This window comes from Rhizobium sp. TH135 (assembly GCF_002855515.1).
Taxonomy (GTDB): domain Bacteria; phylum Pseudomonadota; class Alphaproteobacteria; order Rhizobiales; family Rhizobiaceae; genus Allorhizobium.
Map to the genome: position 1 here is coordinate 310,856 of NZ_PKRP01000004.1, position 23,240 is coordinate 334,095.

Here is a 23,240-nt window from a genome sequence, read left to right on the forward strand (position 1 = left end):
GTGTTGCGATGGTCGGAAAAGGCGCGAGCTGCGGAATTTGTTCCGGCAAAGTCATTTTGGCGCAGGTAGCAAAAGCGGCGGAACAACCTTGCCCCGCGCGCATTGAACGAAACCGCGCGAGATCCCTCGCCGAACAGCGAGCTCATCCATGCTTCCGAGAATTGCGATCATCGGCACCGGCCCGACCGGCCTCTATACATTCAAGCAATTGATTGCCTCGACCGTCCCGCTGTCCATCACGCTCTTTGAGGCGGAAGGCGAACCGGGCAAGGGCACGCCCTATCATCCCGACATGAACGACCCGGCCATGCTCTCCAACATTCCGAGCATCGAGCTGCCAGCCTTCACCGAAACGCTGGCCGACTGGCTGCGGCGGCAGAATGACGACACGCTGATGCGCCACGGCATCCGCCGCGAAGCGATCGACGAGCGCGAATTCTACCCGCGCCTGGTGCTTGGCGACTATATGCAGGCGCAGTTCGAGCGCATGCTGGCGGTGGCCGCCGAGCGTGGTCATGAGATCACTGTGCTCGCCCATCACAAGGTGGTGGACATCGAGATCCAGAACGATGCGATCCGCCTGCGTGTCTCCAATCCCGATGGGGAAAGTGACGCGAATTTCGACCATGTGGTGATGGCAACCGGCCACAACTGGCCGGACAGCACGGAAATCCGCCCGGGCTATTTCGTTTCGCCCTGGCCGGCCACTGTTTTGAAGTCGATCCGCAATGAACCCGTCGGCATTCTCGGCACCTCGCTGAGCGGGATCGACGCCCTGATGACCGTGGCGACGGCCCACGGCATGTTCTACAGCGATGCGGCGGGTGATCTGCAATATCAGCCGGCTGCCGGGACTGAGGATTTTCGCGCGACGCTGATGTCCCGCAAGGGCATCCTGCCGGAGGCCGACTTCTACTGCCCGCTGCCCTATGTGACGCCGCTCGTCTGCACGGAAGAGGCCATAGACGCGCTGATCGCGACAGGTCGTCACGACCTGCTCGATGAGGTCTTCGAGCTGTTCCGCGGAGAAATCGTCGCCCGCGACCCCGGTTATGCCGCCCGCATCGGCCTTTCGCAGCTGACCGTCGAGACCTTCGCAGCCGCCTACTATGCCGACCGAACCGAAAGCGATCCGTTCGTCTGGGCCGCGAAGAACCTGGCCGAGGCCGAGGACAACAGGGTGAAGCGCTATACCGTGCCGTGGCGCTATGCGATCCTGATCACCCACGAGATTGTCGCGCGCGTCATTCCGCATCTGGACGAGAAAGACCTCAAGCGTTTCCACCGCCACTTCAAGGGCATCTTCATCGACGACTATGCAACCGTGCCGCTGATGTCGATCCGCAGGCTGCTCGCACTGTCGCGTGCCGGCAAGCTGTCGATCTTGCGGCTCGGCGAAGACTATACGATCCGCACGGCCGAGGACGGTCTGGAGCGGGGCGCAGAGGTCGAGGTGGCAGGCACCACGCATCGCTTCGGCGCCTTCATCGATGCGACAGGTCAGGAAACCCTCTCGGCGACGGATCTCCCCTTTCCGACGCTTGTCGATCAGGGTGGCGTGCGCGAAGCCGCGACGCCCAAGGTCAAGGCGATCCTGTCGCTCGACCGGGATCCCGATATGGTGCGCACCGGCGGCATCGATGTCGATGAATTCTATCGCCCGCGTCTCGGCCTGATGTCGGAAGGCCGGCTTTATTGCGCAGCGATCGCCTTCCTGCTGCACAAGGAGCCCTTCGTGCAGGGCATCACGAGTGCTCGGGATATCGGCGAAACCGTCGGTCGGGCAATACTGAATGATATCTCGGAGGCGGAAACGCCGCTCTTTCAGATCTCGGCATAAACGGGATCCCCGACGTTGATCGTCACGCCCTCGGTGGGCGTGGCATAGACGCCGAGATTGCGCTTGTTGTGGCGCATGATCCCGCGCAGCACGTCCGGCTCTTCCGCCATGCCGGGCTGCGCCACCAGCGTCATGCCACAGCGGCGCGACGCCTCGGTGACGCGGATATCCGCATCTCCGATCCGCACGGTATGATCGACCCAGTCGTTCTCGATGAAACCTTCGCCATCTTCCGTTTCGATCAGCACGGAGGGGCGGAACCGTCTTCCGTCCAGTGGCGGAAGGCCTGTCATCGCGGCGAGCGCCTCCGTCGAAGCTGTCGTCACCAGGTGAAGCGGCGCTGGCTTGTAACGGTTGGAGACGACGGGGAAGCGATAATCGCCAGACCCGACGAGCCCGACCGCGACCGGGAAGCCGAAATGCTCCGCCAGACGGTCCGGCAATGCGCCATCATCGAGCGCATGCTCCGCGCCGTCGGCGAAGCGGAGCACCGGCAATCCGGAAGGCGGTTGCGAGGCGGTGATGAAGAGGGCGGGGCGCCAGCGCGTTTCCTTTTCAGGCGCGGCAGCAAGACCAGTTTCCGGATCGAACAGCGCAAACCGTCGGTCGCCTGCGATGCCCTCGGGTGACACGGTGATCGAGGAGAGCGTCTCCCCGCCGACAGAACTCACCGGATAGCGCCAGACTTCCCGCACTCGACCGATTTTGCGCATGGTTGTTCCTCGTTTCAAACGATCACCATACGCGGGATAGTCGCTCTATGTTCCAGAAATTCTGCGCGGGCGTGCTTTAGCCCCGTGGCACCGTCAGGTCCAGTCGAGCACGATCTTGCTCGCCTTGCCGGCTGAGGCCAGTTCGAAGGCTTCGGCGTAGTCGTCCACCTTCATCCGGTGGGTGATGACCTTGCGGATGTCGAGGCCGCTTTCGAGCATGGCGAGCATCTTATGCCAGGTGTCGAACATTTCGCGGCCATAGATGCCCTTGAGCGTCACCATGCGGAAGACGACCTTGGAGAGGTCAAAATGGAAGGGCCGCGCCGGAACGCCCAGGAGCGCGATGCGACCGCCCATGACGAGATGGTCGATCATCTGGTCAAGCGCTGCCGGCGAGCCGCTCATCTCGAGCCCGACATCGAAGCCTTCCTTCATCTTCAGCTTCGCCATGACGTCGCGCAGGTCTTCGTTCGCCACGTTGACCGGGTGCACGTCGGCGACCTCAGCCGCAAGCGCCAGGCGCTCCGGGTTGACGTCGGTGATGACAACGTGGCGCGCGCCGACATGCCGGGCGATGGCCGCCCCCATGATGCCGATCGGGCCGGCGCCGGTGATGATCACGTCCTCGCCGACGAGGTCGAAGGCGAGCGCCGTGTGCACGGCATTGCCGAGCGGATCGAGGATCGCGCCGATCTCGTCATCGATCGTGTCCGGCAGCGGGATGATGTTGAAGGCCGGGATCTTGGCGAATTCGGCAAACGTGCCCTGCACGTTGACGCCGATGCCCTTGGTCTCCGGGTCGAGATGATACTTGCCGGCGCGTGAGGCGCGGCTGTTCATGCCAACGAGGTGGCCTTCGCCGGAGACGCGCTGCCCGATCTGGAGGTTGCGGACATTGGCACCAACGGCAACGATCTCGCCGGCATATTCATGGCCCGTGATCATTGGCACGGGAATCGTCTTCTGCGCCCACTCGTCCCATTTGTAGATATGGACGTCTGTGCCGCAGATGCCGGTCTTGTTGATCTTGACCAACACGTCGTCGGGCCCGATCTCCGGGACCGGCGCGTCGATCATCCAGATGCCGACTTCGGATTTCTGCTTGGAAAGCGCCTTCATGATCAGATCATCCCGATGGTCTTGCCGGCATCGATGAATGCGGCGATGGCGGTGTCGATATCGGCCTCGGAGAGCGCTGCCGACATCTGGGTGCGGATGCGGGCCTGACCCTTGGGCACGACGGGGAAGAAGAATCCGGCGACATAGACGCCGCGCGCATCGAGCTCGGCGGCAAGCTTTTGGGCGAGCACCGCGTCATGGGTCATGACCGGAATGATCGGCGTTTCGCCGGGAAGCAGTTCGAAACCGGCATCGGTCAGGCCCTGGCGGAAGCGCTTGGTGTGACCGGAGAGCTTGGCGCGCAGGTCGTCGGCGCTTTCGGCAATCTCGATCGCCTTTAGCGAGCCGGCAGCCACGGCGGGCGCCAGACTGTTCGAGAAGAGATAGGGCCGCGCCCGCTGGCGTAAGAGATCGATCGCGGCTTTCGGCCCCGCGATGAAGCCGCCCATGGCGCCGCCCAAGGTCTTGCCGAAGGTGCCGGTGATGATATCGACGCGGGTGCCGACACCGGTCAGCGTCGGGGTGCCCTTGCCTTTGTCGCCCAGATGGCCCGTGGCGTGGCATTCGTCGATCATCACCATGGCGCCGTATTTCTCGGCGAGCGCACAGATCTCCGGGAGCTTGGCGATATAGCCGTCCATGGAGAAGACGCCGTCGGTGACGATCAGCCGGAAGCGCGTGCCCTCGGCAATTGCCTTCTTAAGCTCGTCTTCCAGTCCGTCCATGTCCGAATTGGCATAGCGATAACGCTTTGCCTTGGAGAGGCGCACGCCATCGATGATCGAGGCGTGATTGAGCGAGTCGGAAATTATCGCATCTTCAGGCCCGAGCAGCGTCTCGAAAATCCCGCCATTGGCATCGAAGCACGCGGCAAACAGGATCGCATCGTCCTTGTCGAGATAGTGGGCGATCGCCTGTTCGAGCTGACGATGGATATCCTGCGCGCCGCAAATGAAGCGCACCGAAGCCATCCCGAAGCCGTGGCTGTCGATCGCGGCCTTGGCGGCCTGTTCGATCTCGGGATGGTTGGCAAGGCCGAGATAATTGTTGGCGCAGAGATTGATCATCTCGCGCGTGCCTCTGGCATCGCGCACCTGGATACGGCCCGATTGCGGGCTGACGATTTCGCGCTCGCGCTTCAGAAGCCCATCGGCTTCGATGCCCTTGAGAGTATCGGTGATGTGGTCGAGAAAGCCGGTCTGCATGGGAAATCCCTCTATGCTGAATAATTCCAGCATATCGGAATTTTGCCTTGCGGCAATCGATATTTTGGAATTGCCTTTTCGGCTATCTGTGTAGCACGACCAGCAGGCCTTTGCCGATATCCGTTCCGCCATTGCGGATCGCATGCGGAACATCGGCCCGGTAGCGGGCGGTTTCGCCGGCCCTGATGACCGTCTTGCTGCCGCCGCTGGAGATCTCGAAACCGTCGGTAACGGCGGTGAAATGCTCGAAGGCGCCGATCGAATGGGGCTGGCTGACGAGCGCGCCGCCCGGATCCATTTCAAGGTCGTACCATTCCGTTTGGCCGGCGAGCCGCGGCGAACTCAGGATCTTCAGCCGGCAGGAGCCGTCGGCGCTGCGGATCACCGGCGTGTGCATCACCGAGGTCACCTCGATCTCCTCGCGCCCGGCGACCGACGTGCCGTTGCCGATCAGGTCTGAAAGCTCGATCTCCATTGCCTGAGTGAGGCTCCAGAGCACCGCAAAGGTGGGATTGGCCTCGCCGCGCTCGATCTGGCTCAGCATCGACTTGGAGACGCCGGACAGTGTACCGAGCTGTTCGAGCGTCAGCTTGCGCGCCTTGCGCTCGCGCTTGATGGCCGGGCCGATCTCGGGAGTGTGCTGCTGCATGGGCTTTGTCCTGCGGTCTCGCCGGCGGGCGCCGACCGCCCCTTTTACGCCGACCGGCAGGCGCAACGGAAGAGGGCGAGCATGAAAGCTTGACTCCAGTATCTGCGCATGAAATTCTCAGATAATGGAATCAGAAGATCACTTCGAGAAACATGTCGCCGAACGGCTGAAGCGCCTGCGCGTCGAGCGGGGGCTGACGCTTGACCAGTTGGCGGACCTTTCAGGCGTCAGCCGGGCGATGATCTCTCGCATCGAGCGATCCGAGGCAAGCCCGACGGCGGCCCTTCTGGCACGCCTGTGCTCGGCCCTCGGGGTGTCCTTATCCGTCTTTTTCGCCACTACCGAGGCCGAGCCTTCGCCGCTTGCGCGACGCGTCGATCAGCCAGTCTGGCGTGATCCGGAAAGCGGATATCTGCGCCGCGCAGTCTCTCCGCAGGAAACGGGCAGCGGGACAGATATCGTCGAGGTCGAGTTTCCGGCCGGTGCCGAGGTGCGGTTTCCCGGACGCCCGACCGGTCGAAGCCAAACCCAGCATGTCTGGGTCTTCGAGGGCGTGATCGAACTCATCGTCGGCGAGACAGTGCACCGGCTGGAGGCCGGCGACTGCCTGTTCATGAATGTCGGCGATGTGCACGGCTACCGCAACCCGACCGATCAACCCGCCCGCTATGCCGTGGTGATCTCCCTCGGCCCCTGACTTTTTTCCCACCACAGGACCTGAACCATGCCTGCCACCAAGCCCGATATCCGCCTGCTGTCTAAAGCCGATGCCCTCGCTCTGTTGCCCGATCTTTGCGAGGCCCTGTCCGATTGCGTGGAAGACGGCGCATCGCTCGGCTTCATGTCGCCCTTTACGCCTAGGGATGGCGAGTCCTTCTGGACAGGCGTGGCCGAGGCGGTCGGGCGCGGTGAGGTCCTTCTCTATGGCGCCTTTGTCGGAGATAGACTGGTTGGCACCGTGCAGGTCGGCTTTGCGTCCAAGCCGAACCAGCCGCATCGGGGTGACCTGATGAAGCTGCTCGTGCATCGCGATGCCCGGGGCCTCGGCTTGTCGAAGGCGCTGATGGCGGCGGCGGAAGCCGGCGCAGCGAAGGCCGGGCGCACGCTGTTGGTGCTCGACACGGCAGCCGGCGAGCTCGCAGAGACGCTCTACGAGAAGCTCGGCTGGCAGCGTTCTGGCGTCATTCCGAACTACGCGCTCTTCCCGGATGGTCGCTATTGCGACACCGTCATCTTCTGGAAGACTGTGGCTTGAACGCATCGCTGCCAAGCGATTGAGATCTCGCCCAAAAAACGTCCGGCATCCACTCTTCACATTCCTGTGAGCATAGGCTTATCGTCCCGCAATTCGGCAGCCAGGGAGGCGCTTATGGTCGGAAACGGAATTTTGAAATGGGTGGCCTTAGGGTTGGCCATGGCAGTGGCGGCGCCGGCGTTTTCGGCAGACGTCACCTTCGTCATGCGCAACGACCATCCGAACGCCGTCGAGGTCGAACTCTATAGCCAGGACCGCGAATATGTCTGGCCGGGCAATGGTGAAGTCTTCTACCTCGACGACGGCGAGACCAAGCAGATCCCGCTGTCCTGCGAGGAAGGCGAGACGATCTGCTATGGCGCCTGGATTTCCGGCGACAAGCAGAGCTATTGGGGCACGGGTCCCGACAACGCCGAGACCTGCGAAAACTGCTGCTATACCTGCACCGGTGGCGAGACCGAGCAGATCAATCTGACCGAGTAAGACCAGATCGGCGGGGGCCGAGGGGCAGGGGGCGATTTTCCGGTCGAATGACTAGGAAAATCGCCCCCTTTGCACTTGTGGCTGAGGCGTGGACGGCGCTAGTTTTCCTCCAAAACGACCAGAGGGAAAACACCACAACATGCGCGTATTCTATTCCGAAAAGCACAAGCTCCGAGACGCAAAGACCGAGTTGCATGGCGGCCTGCTTGTGAAACCTTTCGAGGGGCCGTTCCGCGCCGAATGGGTGCTGGCGGGCGTCAAGGACGCGGGTTTCACCGATGTCCGTGCACCGGCCGAACACGGGCTTGAAACGGCGCTCAAGGTGCATGATGCCGGCTATCTCGAATTCCTCGGCACCTGCTGGGATCGCTGGCAGGCGCATGGCTTCGAGGGCGAGGCGATCGCCACCTCCTTCCCCTGCCGCCGCAGCCAGACGGGCCGCGTGCCGAAGAACATCGACGGCGCTGTCGGCTACTATACCAATTCGGCTGAGACCTCGATTTCCAAGGGCACCTATGAGGCGGCGATCGCCTCGATGGATGTTGCACTCTCGGGTGCCGACTGGCTGAACGAAGGCAACCGCTTCGCCTTCTCGCTCTGCCGCCCGCCGGGCCACCATGCCGGCATCGATCTCTTCGGCGGCTATTGCTTCATCAACAACGCCGCAGTCGCCGCCCAGCGGCTGATCGACCATGGCGCGAAGAAAGTCGCGATCCTCGACGTCGACTTCCACCATGGCAACGGCACCCAAGACATCACCTATCGCCGCGGCGACATCTTCTTCGCCTCGCTGCATGGCGAGCCGGAAGACGCCTTCCCCTTCTTCCTCGGTTATGCCGACGAGACCGGCGAGGGCGAGGGCGAAGGCCTGAATGCCAATTACCCGATGCCCTCAGGCACGCCTTTCGACGTCTGGTCGGCTGCGCTCGAAGACAGCGTGAAGAAGATCAAGGCCTATGGCGCGGAAGCCATCGTCGTCTCGCTCGGCGTCGACACGTTTGAGAAAGACCCGATCAGCTTCTTCAAGCTCAAGAGCCCTGACTATATCCGCATGGGCGAAATGATCGCGGCCAGTGGCGTGCCCGTGCTGACCCTCATGGAAGGCGGCTACGGCGTGCCCGAAATCGGGCTCAACGTCGCCAATGTGTTGAAGGGGCTTGAGGGCTGATGGCGGCGCCCGGTCGGTGGGTTAGCCCTGCCGCCGGCTCCAGCCCTTCTGGGCACGCCAGAAGACGGTCGAATCCGCATAGCCCAGCACCTCGGCGATGCGTGCCTTTTGCACATGAGCCTCGAGTTGCGTGGCGGCGATGGCTTCCCGGGTTTCGCGTACGAGATGGCGCAGTGAGGTTCCCTCTTCGGCGAGACGACGCTGTAGCGTGCGGACCGAAATCCTGAGTTCGGCAGCGACTGAGGGAAGGGTGATCGGCTTGTGCCCGAGATAGATGCCGATCAGGGCCCGCACCCGCTCGCTGATGCTGTCGGGCGTAATTGCCTTGCCGACCAGTTCCGCCACATGCCGTTCGAGAACGGCAGAAAGCGCCGGGTCCTCCTGGCGGTAGAGACGGGCGGCATCGCGGCCGTCGACGATGATGCGGTTGGCGGATTCGCCAAATTTCAGCGGGCAGCGGAAAATGCGCTCCAGCACCGAACGATCCCGGGGCGCCAGATGCTCGAAATGCACCTCCAGCGGCTTCCAGCTCTTGGCAAAACACGAGCGCACCAGCTGGCAGGAGGCGACGACGGAAAATTCGCTGTCCTGCCGCCTCGGCCACATCCGCGCATCCTCCAGCCGGTAACTCCAGACGAGATTGCCGTCTTCCTCGAAGACGCCGGAACTCGTGGCACTCTGCACCGTGTTGACATATTTCGCCAGGCGCTCGAAGCCGGCCCGGATCGTGCCCGAGATCGAGAACAGGACGCCGATCGGGCCGATATCACTTGGCTTGAACAGAGTGCCGAGCCGGGCGCCCAGCGAGGGCTCGCCGGTGATGAGCGCCGCCTCTTCGAAGATCGCGACGTAACGCGCCATGGGGATCATCGCGTAGGGATCGTCCAGCTGGCTGCGCAGAATGCCGTGTGAGGCGAGCAAAAGGTCGGTCTTGCCACTGCGCCGGTCGATTTGTTCGACGAGCGGAGCAAGCACCGAGGCCCGAATGGATGCAATTACGGGCATTGGCCTGTTCATTTGCGGTGCAACTGCCATTTTCACCATCCTGGAACGGCCGCGTGGCGCGGTTTATCGATTCTATGGCATGAAGTGCAATTTCGGGGCCAAAGTGTCGCGCCTACCCTCTTGATGAAAATCAAGCACAAGAGGGGTTCCCATGACATTACAATCCATTGCGGATGGTCCCACGGATCGGCTGGCAAAGAATTCCGTCGGCCTCGCACATATCGTCTTCTTCGTCGTCGCGGCTGCAGCACCGCTCACCGCCGTGGTCGGAGCAACGCCGGCCGCTTTTGCTTTCGGGAATGGTGCGGGCGTCCCCGGTGCCTTCGTGCTCGCCGGCATCCTCTATCTGCTCTTCTCGGTCGGCTTCACGGCCATGAGCCGCCATGTCGGCGGGGCAGGCGCCTTCTATACCTACATCACCCACGGCATCGGCAAGCCGGCGGGAGTCGGCGGCGCGCTGATGGCGCTGGTCACCTATTCGGCGGTTCAGATCGCCGTATACGGCCTCTTCGGCGTCTTCATGGCGGGTGCCATGGCGCCGATCGTGGATCTGCCCTGGTGGGTCTGGTCCTTTGCAGCGCTCGTGATCGTGCATGTCTGCGGCCAGCGCAATATCGCCTTCTCCGGCGCCATCCTCGGCGTCTGCATGATCGCCGAGATCGCCATTCTGCTGCTCCTCGACATCGGTATCGTCATGGCCGGTGGCGGACCTGAAGGCTTCGGCTTCACCTCGTTCTCGCCCGCCACTGTCTTTGCGCCGGGCCTCGGTGTGGCGCTCGTCTTCGTCGTCGGTTCCTATATCGGCTTCGAGGCCACCGCGATCTTCGGTGAAGAGGCGGAAAACCCGGAAAAGACCATTCCGCGCGCAACTTACGTCGCGGTGCTCCTGATCACGGTCTTCTATGCCTTCTCCACCTGGGCAATCGTCCAGTTCTACGGTCCGGCAGCGGTGCAGCCGACGGCGGCCGCGGGTCTCGAGGGTTTCTACTTCGCCGCCACCGACACCATCCTCGGCCCCTGGGCTTCGCAGGTGATGAACATCCTGCTGATCACCAGCCTGTTTGCCTGCGTGCTTTCCTTCCACAACACGCTGAACCGCTACTTCTTTGCCCTTGGTCGCGAAGGCCTCGCCTTCAAGCTGCTCGGCAAGGTGCACCCGATGCATGGTTCGCCCTATGTCGCCGGCATGCTGCAGAGCGCGATTGCCGCGATTGTGCTGGTGCTATTCATCCTCGCCGGTGCCGATCCCTATACGGTGGTCTTCTCCTGGATGTCGGCGCTCGCGGTCATCGGCATTCTCGCCGTCCAGGCGCTGGTGTCGGTCGCCATCATTCTCTTCTTCCGCAAGGTGAAGACGGGTCACGGCCCCTGGACCACCCTGATTGCCCCGGCACTCGGCCTGGCCGGCCTCCTTGGAGCGCTTGCACTGGTCATCGCAAACCTGTCACTGCTGTCGGGTTCCGAAAGCCTCATCGTCAAGTCCTTCCCCTATCTGATCGTGCTCGTTGGCCTCCTGGGTGCTGCCTTCGCCATACAGATCAAGAAGGCCAAGCCGGAGCTCTATGCCTCGCTCGGAAAGGCTTTCGAATGAACGCGATCCAGACCCTGCTCCCGACCGACCGGCTTCTCTTAGCGGTCCTGATCGCCCTAACGGCAGCCACCATCCTGCTCACCACCGAGGCCCATGCCTTCTGCAATCTCTTCTGCATCCATGGCATGCCCGTGGTCGACACCGAGATTTGCGCCGGCCGCGGCTGACACCACACGGGTGGCGTGACCGCGCCACCCGAAAACTCACCGAATTGCCAAAGGACCGTTCCATGGACGCCGTCGTCGACACCATCCTCCACCCGCTCGATCCCTTGAGCCTGTCCGAAATCGCGGAAGCCGTTGCCATCCTCAAGGATGAGAAGGCACTCGCGGAAACCATCCGCTTTCCGATCATTCGGCTGGAAGAGCCAACCAAGGCGGATCTCGCCGCCTTCCGCACCGGCAAGCCGCTGGCCCGCCTCGCTTTCATCCTCTCGCTCGACATCACCACCGGTGAGACCCATGAGAGCATCGTCGATCTCACAGCCAAGACTGTTGCGGACCACAAGCGCCTGCCTCATGACGAACTGCCCTATGGCCAGCCGCCGGTGATGCTCTGCGAGTTCGAGACCGTCGAGGCGACGGTGAAGGCGGACTCGCGCTGGATTGAAGCCGTAAAGAAGCGCGGCATCACCGACGAGGACATTCCGCTCGTCCAGATCGACCCGTTTTCGTCAGGCTATTTCGGCCTGGAGTTCGAAAAGGGCCAGCGCATCGTGCGCGCCGTCTCCTACTGGCGCGAGGACGTCAGGGACAATGGCTATTCCCATCCGATCGAAGGGGTGGTGGCCGTAGTCGATCTGGTGAAGAATCAGGTAGTCGATCTGGTCGATGACGGCCGCATCATTCCGGTGCCGAAGAAGAAGCGCAATTACGGCCAGGAGGCTTTTCCCGAGACGCGCCAGGGCCTCAAACCCCTCGATATCGTTCAGCCGGAGGGCCCGAGCTTCACCGTCGACGGCTGGAAGGTCGAGTGGCAGAACTGGTCCTTCCGCGTCGGTTTCACCCCGCGCGAAGGGCTCGTGCTGCATGAACTCGGCATCAAGGACGGCGGCAAGATCCGTCCGATCATCTTCCGCGCCTCGGTGACGGAAATGGTCGTGCCCTATGCCGATCCGACGGCCAACCACTTCTGGAAGAGCGCCTTCGACGCCGGCGAATATGGTCTCGGCCGTCTCGCCAACTGCCTGGAACTCGGCTGCGACTGCCTCGGCCATATCCACTATTTCGATGTGCCCTCGGCCGATGATTTCGGCCAGCCGATGGTGATGAAGAATGCCATCTGCATGCATGAGGAGGATTACGGCATCCTCTGGAAGCACTACGAATTCCGCAACGGCATCTTCGAAGTGCGCCGCTCGCGCCGCCTCGTCATCTCCTTCTTCGCCACCGTCGGCAATTACGACTACGGCTTCTACTGGTATCTCTACCAGGACGGCACGATCCAGCTCGAGGCCAAGCTGACCGGCATCATCCAGACGGCAGCCGTCGCCCCCGGCGAGACCTATCAATGGGGCGGCATGGTCGACGACAATCTCGGTGGCCCGACGCATCAGCATTTCTTCAACGCCCGCCTGCACATGGATGTCGATGGCGGCGGCAATACCGTCACCGAGCATGAGTTCGTCCCCCGCCCCTGGGGCGACGACAACCCCTATGGCAACGTCTTCGATACCAAGACCAAGGTGCTGAAGCGCGAGCTGGATTCACCCGCTGTCGCCAATGGCGAGACCGGGCGTTACTGGAAGGTACAGAACCCCAACATCAAGAACTCCGTCGGCAAGGCGCCTGGCTACAAGATGGTGGTGATGCCGAGCCCGCTGATGCTGGCGCAGGAGGGCTCCACCGTTGCCCAGCGTGGCGGCTTTGCCAAGAAGCACATCTGGGTGACGGCCTTCGACCCGGCGGAGAAATATGCCTCCGGCGACTATCCGAACGTCCATGCAGGCGGCGATGGCCTGCCGAAATATGTCGCCCAGAACCGCGACATCGAGAATGCCGACGTGGTTCTCTGGCACTCCTTCGGCCACACCCATGTCTGCAAGCCGGAGGACTTCCCGATCATGCCGGTCGAATATGCCGGCTTCACGCTGAAGCCGAACGGCTTCTTCGACGCCAATATCGCGATGGATCTGCCGGCCGACAAAAACGGCCACAGCCGCGACAACCGGGAGGCGGATTGCTGTGCGCCCAAGGCCGAGACGAAAAGCGGCTGCTGCCACTGAGGTCGACGCCTGAAAAACGAAGAGGCCCGGGTTTGATGCCCGGGCCTCTTGTCGTTTGCGACGATCGAAAGCGTCAGAGCGTGCCCTGGCGCTGCTGGATCATCTGGTAGGTGTCGAAGCTGTATTCGGCGATCTGCGCCCAGAGATAGGCGTCCTGCTTGAACGTCTGCTGGCTGTCATAGAGCTTCTTGAACCACTCGTTCTTGGCCGAGAGGTCCGCATAGGTTTCCTTGGCAGCCTTGTGGCAGGTGTCGAGGATGTCGGACGAGAAGGCACGCAGCTGCGCACCGCCAGCAACGAGCTCGCGCAGCGCCTGGGCGTTGGACGCGTCGTAACGGGCGAGCATGCGGGCGTTGGCGGCCGCACACGCGTCGGTCAGGATGCGCTTGTAGTTTTCCGGCAGCGCATTGAACTTGTCGAGGTTGAAGAAGGCATGGACCGTCGGGCCACCTTCCCACCAGGCCGGGTAGTAGTAGTAAGGCGCGACCTTGTAGAAGCCGAGCTTCAGGTCGTCATAGGGACCGACGAATTCGGTGGCGTCGATCGTGCCCTTTTCCAGCGCCGGATAAACGTCGGAACCGGCGATCTGCTGCGGGGTCACGCCGACCTTGGCCATGATCTCGCCAGCGAGACCGGCGATGCGCATCTTCAGACCCTTGAGGTCGTCGATGGTTTTGATTTCCTTGCGGTACCAGCCGCCCATCTGCGCACCGGTATTGCCGGCCGGAAGCGCGTAGAGCTTGTGGCTGGCCAGGAACTCGTTCAGCAGCTCGTTGCCACCGCCGGCCGTGAACCAGGCATTGGTCATTCGGGCGTTGAGACCGAAGGGTATGGCGGTGCCGAGCGCAAAGGCCGGATCCTTGCCGATATAATAGTAGCAGCAGGTGTGGCCCATCTCGACGGTGTCCGCGGTGACGGCGTCAGCCACCTGCAGCGGCGGCACGATTTCACCGGCAGCGAAGACCTGGATCTCGAACTGACCGTCGGTCGCCTTCGACACGCTTTCAGCGATGTCGGTCGCGGCACCGAAAATGATGTCGAGGCTCTTCGGGAAGGACGATGCGAGGCGCCAGGTAACCTTGGGGTTTTCCTGGGCAATGGCGGGCGCTGCAAGTGCGGCTGCCCCGACGCCGGCAACGCCGGCCTGCTTGAAGAATTGACGGCGGTTCATGATCTCTTGCCTCTGATTGTACGCACTCCTCCAGCTCCCGGGGCGGGTCTAGTCGGGCAGGGCAGGGAGTGCAAGGTCAAATGCTCAGGAAATTGTCTGGCAACCGGACCAAATCTGCGTTTTGTTTCGCCGGATTGTTGTTCCACGCAAGGAACTGTCAGGTCGGGCTACGCAGGCGGGGATCGTCGAGAGCGGGATTGTAGAAAAGCGACAGCACGAGGCTTTTGGCAATGCGCTCGGCGCTCGCCATGAACCAGCGATGCGCGTCTTCAGACGCACCGATCTGGATCAGCGTGTCGGAGAAAAGCTGCAGCCATTGCAGGAAGAGGCCTTGCGCCATGCCGTCGACGCCCTGATGCGCCATGACGGGCTTGCCGCCATAGGCGCCGGTCTTGAAGGCGACGGAGCCCCAGAAGGCCTTCATCTTGATCATGTGGTCGGGCCAGCGACCGGCAAGCCGCCCCTCGAAGACAGGTCCGAGATCCGGGTGCTCGCGGATATTGCCATAGAAGGTTTCAACCATCCGATCGATGAAGGCGGCATCCACGCCCATTGCGGCCATCTCGGCTTCGGCGCGGGCGGTGATTTCGGCGCGGTGGGCGGCGCGGCCCGTCAGATCGGTGGTCATGGTGTGTCTCGTTACTGATGTCTGTCTGAGGGGTGATGGACCTCGTCATGCAAATGGTCCATGCGGCATCTTGATACAAGCCTCCATCTGCCCTAAGTTTAGAATTATTCTAATTTGATTGGTGGTCGCCATGTTCAGCATTTCATTCCGGGGCAGCAAGCGCGGCTTCGAGACGCTCTCCGAACAGGAGATCTTGGCGCTCGCCATTTCCTCCGAGGAGGACGACGCCCGCATCTACCTCGCCTATGCCGACCAGCTGCGCGGCGAATTTCCGCAATCGGCCAAGGTCTTCGAGGACATGGCCGAGGTTGAGCATACCCACCGCAACATGCTGATCGAGATGCATCGTGACCGCTTCGGCGAGCGCATCCCGCTGATCCGCCGCGAGCATGTGCGCGGCTTCTATGATCGCAAGCCCGACTGGCTGCGCAAGAACCTCACACTCGATCAGATCCGCGAAGAGGCGATGCGGATGGAAGACGGCGCCTATCGCTTCTACCATGAAGCCGCCCAGCATACGTCCGATGCCGGCATCCGCAAGCTGCTTGGTGACCTCGCCATGGCCGAACAGGGCCATGAAGAGGTCGCGACCATGCTCGGCGAGCGGCATCTGCCGGAGGATGCCCGGGCGACGGAAGACGAGACGAAGAAGCGCCAGTTCGTGCTCACCTACATCCAGCCGGGCCTGGCCGGACTGATGGACGGCTCTGTTTCGACGCTCGCCCCGATCTTTGCGGCGGCATTCGCGACCGGTGATACCTGGTCGACCTTCCTGATCGGCCTGTCGGCCTCCGTGGGTGCGGGTATCTCCATGGGCTTCACCGAGGCAGCCCATGACGACGGCAAGCTCTCGGGCCGCGGCTCGCCGCTGAAGCGGGGCCTTGCCTCCGGCATCATGACCACGGTCGGCGGCCTCGGCCACGCGCTGCCTTATCTCATTCCGCACTTCTGGACCGCGACGATCACCGCGATCATCGTCGTCTTCTTCGAACTCTGGGCAATCGCCTTCATCCAGAACCGCTACATGGAGACGCCCTTCTGGCGCGCCGCCATGCAGGTGGTGCTCGGCGGCTCGCTGGTGCTGGCCGCTGGCGTCCTGATCGGGCAGGGGTAGAGGGCAAAAGTGAGGCTTGACGGAGCCTCGTCCAGGACTGTCATCTGGCGATCATCGAAACGCATTATGGCGCATCCATGAAAGCCTCTCCCGCGACCATCGGTCTGGGCGTCACCATGACTATCGGTTACGGGACGCTCTACTATTCCTTCTCCGTGCTTGCCCCCGAAATCGCCCGCGAATTCGGCTGGGGGCAGGCTTATGTCTTTGGCGTCTTCTCCTTCGGGCTGCTCGCGGGTGCTGTGGCAGCCCCGGTACTGGGTCGTCTCGTTGATCGCTTCGGGGCCCGGTTGATCCTCTGCCTCGGCTCGATCGCCGCCACCATCTCCCTCGCCCTGTTTGCCGTCATGCAGAATGCCTGGCAGTTTGCTGCAATCACGCTGGTGGCCGAGTTTGTTGCCCTGGCGGTCCAGTATGATGCGGGCTTTGCGGCGCTTGCCCAGAGCCATGGACGCGAGGCCCGCGCCCATATAACGCTGGTGACGCTGATCGCGGGCTTTGCCTCCACCGTCTTCTGGCCACTGCTGCAGTGGTTGCTCACCTGGATGGACTGGCGCGATGTTTATCTCGTTCTGGCGGCCATGAACCTTCTGATTGCTCTGCCCATCCATCTCGCTTTGCCGCGGGCTCGGATCAATGAGCCGGAGGCTGCCCGTGTGGAAGAGCCGAGCGCGGAGGTGAAACCCGACGGAGAGCGCAGGCGCCGGATGGTGCTGATGGCGACGGCCTTCGCGGCGGGCGGCTTCGTCATGTCTGCGGTCGGTGCCACGCTTCTCGTCCTGATGCGCGATCTCGGCTACGCGACCGCGATGGCTACACTGGCCGGCAGCCTCATCGGACCGAGCCAGGTGACCGCGCGTCTGGTTGAATATGCGAGGCGCAACCTTTTTGCCCCGCCGCTGACCGCGATTATAGCAGCCTTCGCCATGGCGCTCGGCACGGTTTTGCTGGCCGGTGCGCTCTGGGCACCGCTCGCGGGCTTCGCCATCGCCTTCGCGGTCTTCTACGGTGCGGGGCAGGGATTGACGTCTATCGTCCGTGGCGTGCTGCCGCTGCATTATTTCGGCACGGCAGGTTATGGGCGGACCATGGGTTCGCTTGCATCCGCAAGGATCATTGCCTCGGCGATCGCGCCGGTCTCGGTGATCTGGCTGAACGAAGCGCTGGGACCGTCTGCCGCGCTTGGCGCGCTCATTGCGGTATCCGGCGTCGCTGTTGTCGCGACGCTGGCGCTCACCCGACGGTGAAAGCTTGGATTACTGCAGCGCGCCGACGAGCACGTCGGACGTGCCGTTCTCGATCGTGACCCAGCGGCCGCTGTCGGTCGACGACTGGCGCTTGAGGAAGGCGTAGCGCGTCTCGGTCCAGAGCTTGACCTCGTCATTGAGGTTGTCGAGCACGAAGTCGCCGGACTGGGTGCGGACGGTCAGCACCGCATGGCCCTCGCCATCCGGCTTGCGGACCACGGTGATCAGGAGGTCGGCTGCCGAAAAGCCGGCTTCCATCAGCTTCTTGCGCTTGAGCAGGACAAAATCTTCGCAATCGCCGAGATCGACGGGATAGGCCCAGACTTCCTCGTGGCCGTAGATCTCCGCATCCGTCATTGGCACGATGGCATGGTTTACGCTGGCATTGATGTCTTGCACCACGCCCCAGCCATGGTCGGTGACCTTCGGAGGGGTCGAAGGGCGGTTGCGAACCGCGCATTCCTGGGGAAGGGCCTTGCAGAATTCGTAGTGGCCGATGGGCTGGGAGGTGACGTTGCCCGTGATCATCGATCGCAGCGACTGCGGCGCCGAGAAGCCCGCATGAGCAGGCGCAAGAACCGCAACTGCGATGATGAGCGCCTTGATGGCGCGCGAGCCGTTCGTCATGAACACGTCCCCTGTATCCTTAACAAAACGTTAAGATTGCAGGAGGACATGAGTCAACGCCGTGGGCGGTGCTCACCCACGCAATTCATCCGCTATGGTTAAAATGCGACAGTTCGAACCCTCGGAAAGAGAATCGGTTCCCAAGGAAGGCCAAGATATCGAAAACCCGTGATATTCAGAGCATCGAGAGGATGGCCGCTTTCATGCGGGCGATATCCTCCGGGCGCGACAGGCGGTGGTCTCCATCGCGAATCAGGGTCAGCACGACATCGTCGAGCGGCAGGAATTCCATCAGCTTCAAGGCGTGCTGATACGGCACATCCGGGTCCTTCATGCCCTGCAGGATATGCACGGGGCAGCCCGTCTCGATCAGGCCCGTCAGCACCCGGTTTTCATTCCCGTCTTCCATGAGTGCGCGCGTGAAGATGTTCGGCTCCGGGCTGTACTCGGACGGTTCTTCGAAATAGCCGCGTTCGGCAAGCGACTGCCGTTCAGCTTCCGTCAGGCTGGGTTCGATGAGCTCAGACGTGAAGTCGGGCGCCGGTGCGATCAATACCAGGCCGTCGACCGTAAAGGGCAGATTGAGGCGGCGCGCCTCCTGAATGACGCGCAGCGCAATCCAGCCGCCCATGGAGGAGCCGATCAGGACGACCTTGCTGACGCCTGATGCAGCGATGACGGCGAGCGCCTCCTTAGTCCAGCGCGAAATGGTGCCTTTGGCGAAATCCCCGCCCGACACGCCGTGGCCGGAATAGTCGAAGCGGATGGCCGATAGGCCCTGCTCTGCGGCAAGCGCATCCATCTCGATCGCCTTGGTGCCCGACATGTCGGAGCGATAGCCGCCGAGCCAGACGAGAGCCGGACGATCCGCATCCGTACCGAGACGGGTGATCACCGCGATGTCGCGCGCCATATCGGCGGCTCCGACGGTGATCATGGTCTGTCTGAGGATGTTGGCCCTGTCGGTCATTGCGTGCTCCTTTTGTCGACGGTTGTAAAACACATTCAGGAACTCACCGACAACAGGTGATTTTCTTTCGGAAGCATGCTATTGACACTGCCGTCGCAGATATCACATAGCCCTTTGACGCGGATGCGCGCGGGGAAACGCTGCGACATTCCGAAATTGTTTGAGGAGAATACGACCATTCGCAGACCGTTCAAGACCGATGCCCCCGTGAAGGACGGGCCGCGCTCCAACCGTGAAATCCGCATTCCGAAAGTCCAGCTGATCAATGAAGAGGGCGTGAACCTCGGTGTCATCGCGACGGATCAGGCATTGCGCATGGCGGAAGAAGCCGGGCTCGATCTGGTCGAGATTTCGCCGAATGCCGAGCCTCCGGTCTGCAAGATCCTCGACCTTGGCAAGCTGAAATACGCCAACCAGAAGAAGGCGGCTGAAGCGCGCAAGAAGCAGAAGATCGTCGAGGTCAAGGAAATCAAGATGCGCCCCAACATCGACACCCATGATTATGAGGTGAAGATGAAGGCGATGAACCGCTTCTTCGAAGAGGGTGACAAGGTCAAGGTGACCCTGAAGTTCCGCGGCCGCGAAATGGCCCACCAGGAACTCGGCATGAAGCTTCTGCTTCAGGTCAAGGAAGACACACTCGGCATCGCCAAGGTCGAAGCCGAGCCGAAGCTTGAAGGCCGTCAGATGATGATGGTTCTCGCTCCGAAGTGAGCTGGAGACGACCGTGACGTTCAAAAGGCCGCCCTTCGGGGCGGCTTTTTACGTTTTGGAGCTTTCTTTCAGCCTCCGATATCCGCCCCAATGAGGGCCCGCTTGGCTGACAGATCCCTGACAACATCGCGGGCCGCTTTGTCAGCGTGCCTGATGCATGATCCTCCCATCGAAACACATCGAGCCCCTTCTGGAGGAAATCTGATGACCAAGCTCCTTCGCCGCGCACTGCTGGTATCCAGCACCGCACTGATCGCAATCACCTTCGTTCCGACGCTGGGCGCCATGCTCCCCGGTTCCCTCGCAGCGCTCGTTTCCGATGAGGCCCAGGCCCGCGGTGGTGATGACGATGGTGATGACGACAGCGGCAGCGAAAGCGACGACAGCGGTCGCGACAGTGACAGCGACCGTGACGACAGCGACGACGACAGCTCGGGCCGGGATCGTGGCAGCAGCAGCGACGATGATGATGACGATGACGACAACCGTGGTCGCGGTCGGGGTCGTGGCGGCGATGATGATGACGATGATTCCGTCGACGACGACGATGATGACAACGGCCGTGGCCGTGGCGGTGACCGCGATGAAATTCGCCTGATCGTCAACGAAAACCAGCTGTCCGGACTGCTCAGCGGCTCGATGATCCCGGTCGACCAGAATGGCAAGCGCCTTGGCTTCGAAGTCGAGCAGGAGCATGGCCAGACAGAAATCAAGCTTCGGGCGCCGAAGGGAACGTTGACGGGCGTCACCGTCATCCCCGCACCGTAATCGAACCGGAACGGCGAAGCCCGAGCCGCCGCGGGTAATTTCGATCCGTTTCGCCCCGTCCGGCCCCCACCGGACGGGGATAGCTTTTCTTCTGTTGGCTGCGGCGGCCGGCCACGCTACTCTGAACTGAACACTGATCGAGCCACCATGGACCGTCGTCTTTTTTTGATTGCACTCTTGGGCATCCTGAGCCCCGGCATTTTGCCGGTGGGCAGCGCTTTGGCCAAGGATGGCGGCGACAGCGACAGTGACAGCGGTGGGGACGACGACGGTGGCGACGACAACAGCGGCAGCGGCGGCGGTGGTTCCGACCGCGACGATGATGACGACGACGACGGTGGCCGCGACAGGGACGACGATGACGACGACGACGACAAGGATGACGACGACGACAATTCCGGCAAATCCGGAAGTCGCCGGGATCACCAGAAAGCCCGCGATGCGGTGGATGAGGGACGCATCCTGCCGCTGCGCGAAATTCTGAAGCGCGTCGATGATCACGGCGGCGGACGGGTGATCTCGGTCGACCTCAACCTGAAGGCCCGTGCTCCCTACTATACTTTGAAGGTCCAGAGCGGTTCCCGCGTCCGGACAATCAAGCTTGAGGCCGCGACCGGGCGTAAGCTCAATCTCTTCGGATGGTGAACCATGCGCATTCTGCTCGCTGAGGACGATCAGACCATTGCGGACCACACCCGCACCAAGCTCGAGCTTGAGGGATTTATCGTCGATCACCGGACAACGGGACCGGATGTCTGGGCGGAAGGGGAGACGGGCGATTACGGCGCCATCATCCTCGACCTGGGGTTGCCTGGCATGGATGGCCTGTCGATCCTGAAGCGCTGGCGGGCAACGGGAGTGGAGACGCCGATCCTGGTCCTCACGGCACGCGGCTCCTGGATGGAGCGTGTCGATGGCTTCGATGCCGGTGCCGACGACTACCTGCCCAAGCCTTTCCGCAGCGAAGAGCTGATTGCGCGCCTGAAGGCGCTGCTTCGGCGCGCAGGCGGGCGGTCCCGGACAACGGCCGCAGCAGGCGGTGGCTTCGTGCTGGACGAGAGCACGCGGCGTGTCACTTATGATGAGCGACCAATCGAGCTGACGCCGCTGGAATTTCGTCTTCTCACCATGCTGATTGCCGAACCGAACCGCGTCTTCGATCCGCTGGAGATTGCCAGGCAGGTTCAGGGCCGCGACGACGACGCCGGCAAGAATGCGGTGGAGGCCATGGTCGCCCGCATTCGCCGCAAGACCCACCCGTCCGCGATCGCGACCCGTCGTGGCTTCGGTTACACGCTGGCCGGCGAGGGGGCATGACACAGTCTTTGCGCCTGCGTCTCTTCATCGGAGCCGTTCTGGCGATTGCCTTCATCCTGCTTCTGGTTGCATCCGGCCTCAGTCGAATCTTCTCCAATTACGTCGCCGACCGCTACCGCGCGGACATGTCCGCTATCATCGACCAGCTTGCGGCGGGCGTGGAGTTTCAGGGCGCAAAGGCCCTGATGAAAAACGAGCCGGGAGATCCGAGGTTCGAACTGCCGGGAAGCGGCCTGTATTGGGAGATCGTGACCGAGGATGGCGTGGTCTTCCGCTCGCGCTCGCTCTGGGACATCGAGCTCGAGCCGGAGGGGCTTCTCGATGGACCCTATGGCTTTCGCGAGGGGGTCGGCCCCGATGGCGAGCCATTGCTGGTCCAGCTGCGAAAAATCGAAATCGAAAACCCTGATGCGACGCGCCCCTTGACGCTGCTCGCAGCTTTCGACCGCAGGGTCATCGACGACGCGATCTCGGAATATCATGGTGCGATGACCATCATGCTGGTCCTGACGGCGGCAGTACTTCTCGCCGCCGCCTTCATGCAGATCGGCATCGGGCTTGCCCCGCTCTCCAGGCTGCAGAATGGACTGGCGCTGGTGCGATCCGGCCGGACCGACCAACTGCCCAGCGCCGGGCCGACGGAGCTCCGCCCGCTTGTCAGCGAGTTGAATGGCTTGCTGAAGGAGCGCGAAACAGCTGTGGAGCGGGCCCGTGCGCGGGCAAGTGATCTCGCACACGGGCTGAAGACCCCGCTGACGGTTCTGTTGCAGCTCTCCGACAACTTGCCGCCGCGCGAGCAGACGCTTATCCGCCAACAGGTCGACCTCATCAGGCAGCGTGCCGATCGGCAGCTGCAGTCGGCACGCCTCGGCGTCGAGCAGATGGCGCAGACCGGGCTTGCCTCTCTCACCGGCAAGCTGATTTCGGTACTGGCGCCCGTCACCGCCGCACGCGACGTGTTGTGGCATGTCGACCTCGACGAGCAGCTCACTGTCGACATGGACCCGGCCGATCTTGCGGAGGCGCTGGGCAATGTGCTCGACAATGCCACCCGCTTTGCTAAATCGGAAATCAGGGTGACCGCCGAGCGCGAGAAGGACTGTGTCAGGCTCGACGTCGAGGACGATGGGGCAGGGGTCGCCGAGGAGGCGCTGTCGGAGATTGCGACACGCGGGGTCCATATCGGCGAAGATGAGGGCACGGGTCTCGGGCTTGCCATCACGGCCGATATTCTGACCGCCTATGGCGGCTCGATCGCCTTTTCACGCGCGGCATCGGATGGTTTGAAGGTGAGCCTTCGTCTGCCTGTGACAGCCTAGTCGAAGATTCACCTCGGCCACCCGTTGCGCTTTCTTGGGTCTGCGGTTATAAGCGCCCGTCCGAACGGTCCGGCAGGGCATGCCGTGGCCGTTCTTTATGCTTGAAAACGGGC

At 62.4% G+C, this 23,240-nt stretch carries 24 protein-coding genes; 15 read left to right on the top strand and 9 right to left on the bottom strand.

The window, feature by feature from the left end; genetic code table 11:
- Positions 1-148 precede the first annotated feature (148 nt).
- The gene (locus tag C0V73_RS14280; RefSeq protein ID WP_102020654.1) at positions 149-1,840 is read left to right on the top strand and encodes an FAD/NAD(P)-binding protein; all 1,692 of its coding nucleotides are present in this window, start codon (positions 149-151) and stop codon (positions 1,838-1,840) included.
- Here C0V73_RS14280 and C0V73_RS14285 read toward each other — a convergent pair.
- From C0V73_RS14285 to C0V73_RS14300, 4 genes are all read right to left on the bottom strand, one after another.
- Positions 1,825-2,553 (bottom strand): MOSC N-terminal beta barrel domain-containing protein, encoded by a 729-nt coding sequence (locus C0V73_RS14285; protein WP_102020655.1) that lies wholly within the window; start codon positions 2,551-2,553, stop codon positions 1,825-1,827. The two genes, C0V73_RS14280 and C0V73_RS14285, sit on opposite strands and share 16 nt — an antisense overlap.
- Before the next feature lie 93 nt (positions 2,554-2,646).
- Positions 2,647-3,672, bottom strand: coding sequence for an L-threonine 3-dehydrogenase (gene tdh / locus C0V73_RS14290; protein ID WP_102020656.1), 1,026 nt, complete (start codon positions 3,670-3,672; stop codon positions 2,647-2,649).
- Between the two features lie 2 nt (positions 3,673-3,674).
- Positions 3,675-4,877 carry a glycine C-acetyltransferase gene (locus C0V73_RS14295; protein ID WP_102020657.1) on the bottom strand — a complete coding sequence of 401 codons (1,203 nt, stop codon included), beginning with the start codon at positions 4,875-4,877 and terminating at the stop codon, positions 3,675-3,677.
- A gap of 82 nt (positions 4,878-4,959) precedes the next feature.
- Positions 4,960-5,526, bottom strand: coding sequence for an XRE family transcriptional regulator (locus tag C0V73_RS14300; protein WP_102020658.1), 567 nt, complete (start codon positions 5,524-5,526; stop codon positions 4,960-4,962).
- A gap of 121 nt (positions 5,527-5,647) precedes the next feature.
- Between C0V73_RS14300 and C0V73_RS14305 the strand changes: the two genes are divergently transcribed.
- The 4 genes from C0V73_RS14305 (at position 5,648) to C0V73_RS14320 (ending at position 8,432) form a co-directional block, all read left to right on the top strand.
- A complete protein-coding gene (locus C0V73_RS14305) occupies positions 5,648-6,223 on the top strand; it encodes an XRE family transcriptional regulator (protein ID WP_102020659.1) in 576 nt (191 codons plus the stop codon).
- A 27-nt stretch (positions 6,224-6,250) separates the two neighbouring features.
- Positions 6,251-6,781 (top strand): GNAT family N-acetyltransferase, encoded by a 531-nt coding sequence (locus C0V73_RS14310; RefSeq protein ID WP_102020660.1) that lies wholly within the window; start codon positions 6,251-6,253, stop codon positions 6,779-6,781.
- 159 nt (positions 6,782-6,940) lie between these two features.
- Positions 6,941-7,264, top strand: a complete 324-nt coding sequence (locus tag C0V73_RS14315) for a hypothetical protein (protein ID WP_245407976.1) — start codon at positions 6,941-6,943, stop codon at positions 7,262-7,264.
- 139 nt (positions 7,265-7,403) lie between these two features.
- A complete protein-coding gene (locus C0V73_RS14320; protein ID WP_102020661.1) occupies positions 7,404-8,432 on the top strand; it encodes a histone deacetylase family protein in 1,029 nt (342 codons plus the stop codon).
- Positions 8,433-8,453: 21 nt separating this feature from the next.
- On the opposite strand, the gene C0V73_RS14325 is transcribed toward C0V73_RS14320, so the two are convergent.
- Entirely contained in the window at positions 8,454-9,467 is a 1,014-nt protein-coding gene (locus C0V73_RS14325) for an AraC family transcriptional regulator (protein WP_102020662.1), read from the bottom strand.
- Between the two features lie 121 nt (positions 9,468-9,588).
- Here C0V73_RS14325 and C0V73_RS14330 point away from each other — a divergent pair, with 121 nt between their 5' ends.
- From C0V73_RS14330 to C0V73_RS14335, 3 genes are all read left to right on the top strand, one after another.
- Positions 9,589-11,028: an APC family permease gene (locus tag C0V73_RS14330; RefSeq protein WP_102020663.1), complete on the top strand. Its 1,440-nt coding sequence runs from the start codon at positions 9,589-9,591 to the stop codon at positions 11,026-11,028.
- Positions 11,025-11,195 carry a hypothetical protein gene (locus C0V73_RS23100; RefSeq protein WP_172450180.1) on the top strand — a complete coding sequence of 57 codons (171 nt, stop codon included), beginning with the start codon at positions 11,025-11,027 and terminating at the stop codon, positions 11,193-11,195. Before C0V73_RS14330 ends, C0V73_RS23100 begins: the two co-directional genes overlap by 4 nt.
- Before the next feature lie 62 nt (positions 11,196-11,257).
- Positions 11,258-13,252, top strand: coding sequence for a primary-amine oxidase (locus tag C0V73_RS14335; protein ID WP_102020664.1), 1,995 nt, complete (start codon positions 11,258-11,260; stop codon positions 13,250-13,252).
- A 73-nt stretch (positions 13,253-13,325) separates the two neighbouring features.
- On the opposite strand, the gene C0V73_RS14340 is transcribed toward C0V73_RS14335, so the two are convergent.
- Positions 13,326-14,423: a TRAP transporter substrate-binding protein gene (locus C0V73_RS14340; RefSeq protein WP_102020665.1), complete on the bottom strand. Its 1,098-nt coding sequence runs from the start codon at positions 14,421-14,423 to the stop codon at positions 13,326-13,328.
- 157 nt (positions 14,424-14,580) lie between these two features.
- The gene (locus C0V73_RS14345) at positions 14,581-15,051 is read right to left on the bottom strand and encodes a globin (protein ID WP_102020666.1); all 471 of its coding nucleotides are present in this window, start codon (positions 15,049-15,051) and stop codon (positions 14,581-14,583) included.
- 130 nt (positions 15,052-15,181) lie between these two features.
- On the opposite strand from C0V73_RS14345, the gene mbfA reads away from it, so the two are divergent.
- Entirely contained in the window at positions 15,182-16,165 is a 984-nt protein-coding gene (gene mbfA, locus C0V73_RS14350) for an iron exporter MbfA (RefSeq protein ID WP_102020667.1), read from the top strand.
- A 77-nt stretch (positions 16,166-16,242) separates the two neighbouring features.
- Positions 16,243-17,412: an MFS transporter gene (locus tag C0V73_RS14355; RefSeq protein ID WP_102020668.1), complete on the top strand. Its 1,170-nt coding sequence runs from the start codon at positions 16,243-16,245 to the stop codon at positions 17,410-17,412.
- A 9-nt stretch (positions 17,413-17,421) separates the two neighbouring features.
- On the opposite strand, the gene C0V73_RS14360 is transcribed toward C0V73_RS14355, so the two are convergent.
- Together C0V73_RS14360 and C0V73_RS14365 are read right to left on the bottom strand one after the other, a co-directional pair.
- On the bottom strand, positions 17,422-18,039 hold the full coding sequence (locus C0V73_RS14360) for a transglutaminase-like cysteine peptidase (protein ID WP_102020669.1): 618 nt from the start codon (positions 18,037-18,039) through the stop codon (positions 17,422-17,424).
- A 175-nt stretch (positions 18,040-18,214) separates the two neighbouring features.
- Positions 18,215-19,009 (bottom strand): alpha/beta hydrolase, encoded by a 795-nt coding sequence (locus C0V73_RS14365; RefSeq protein ID WP_102020670.1) that lies wholly within the window; start codon positions 19,007-19,009, stop codon positions 18,215-18,217.
- Between the two features lie 177 nt (positions 19,010-19,186).
- Between C0V73_RS14365 and infC the strand changes: the two genes are divergently transcribed.
- From infC to C0V73_RS14395, 5 genes are all read left to right on the top strand, one after another.
- Positions 19,187-19,723, top strand: coding sequence for a translation initiation factor IF-3 (infC, locus tag C0V73_RS14370; RefSeq protein WP_245407988.1), 537 nt, complete (start codon positions 19,187-19,189; stop codon positions 19,721-19,723).
- A 204-nt stretch (positions 19,724-19,927) separates the two neighbouring features.
- Positions 19,928-20,491, top strand: coding sequence for a hypothetical protein (locus tag C0V73_RS14375; RefSeq protein ID WP_102020672.1), 564 nt, complete (start codon positions 19,928-19,930; stop codon positions 20,489-20,491).
- Between the two features lie 147 nt (positions 20,492-20,638).
- Positions 20,639-21,136, top strand: a complete 498-nt coding sequence (locus tag C0V73_RS23105) for a hypothetical protein (RefSeq protein ID WP_172450181.1) — start codon at positions 20,639-20,641, stop codon at positions 21,134-21,136.
- A gap of 3 nt (positions 21,137-21,139) precedes the next feature.
- A complete protein-coding gene (locus C0V73_RS14390; protein ID WP_102020675.1) occupies positions 21,140-21,808 on the top strand; it encodes a response regulator transcription factor in 669 nt (222 codons plus the stop codon).
- Positions 21,805-23,127, top strand: coding sequence for a HAMP domain-containing sensor histidine kinase (locus C0V73_RS14395; protein ID WP_102020676.1), 1,323 nt, complete (start codon positions 21,805-21,807; stop codon positions 23,125-23,127). Before C0V73_RS14390 ends, C0V73_RS14395 begins: the two co-directional genes overlap by 4 nt.
- Positions 23,128-23,240: the final 113 nt, after the last annotated feature.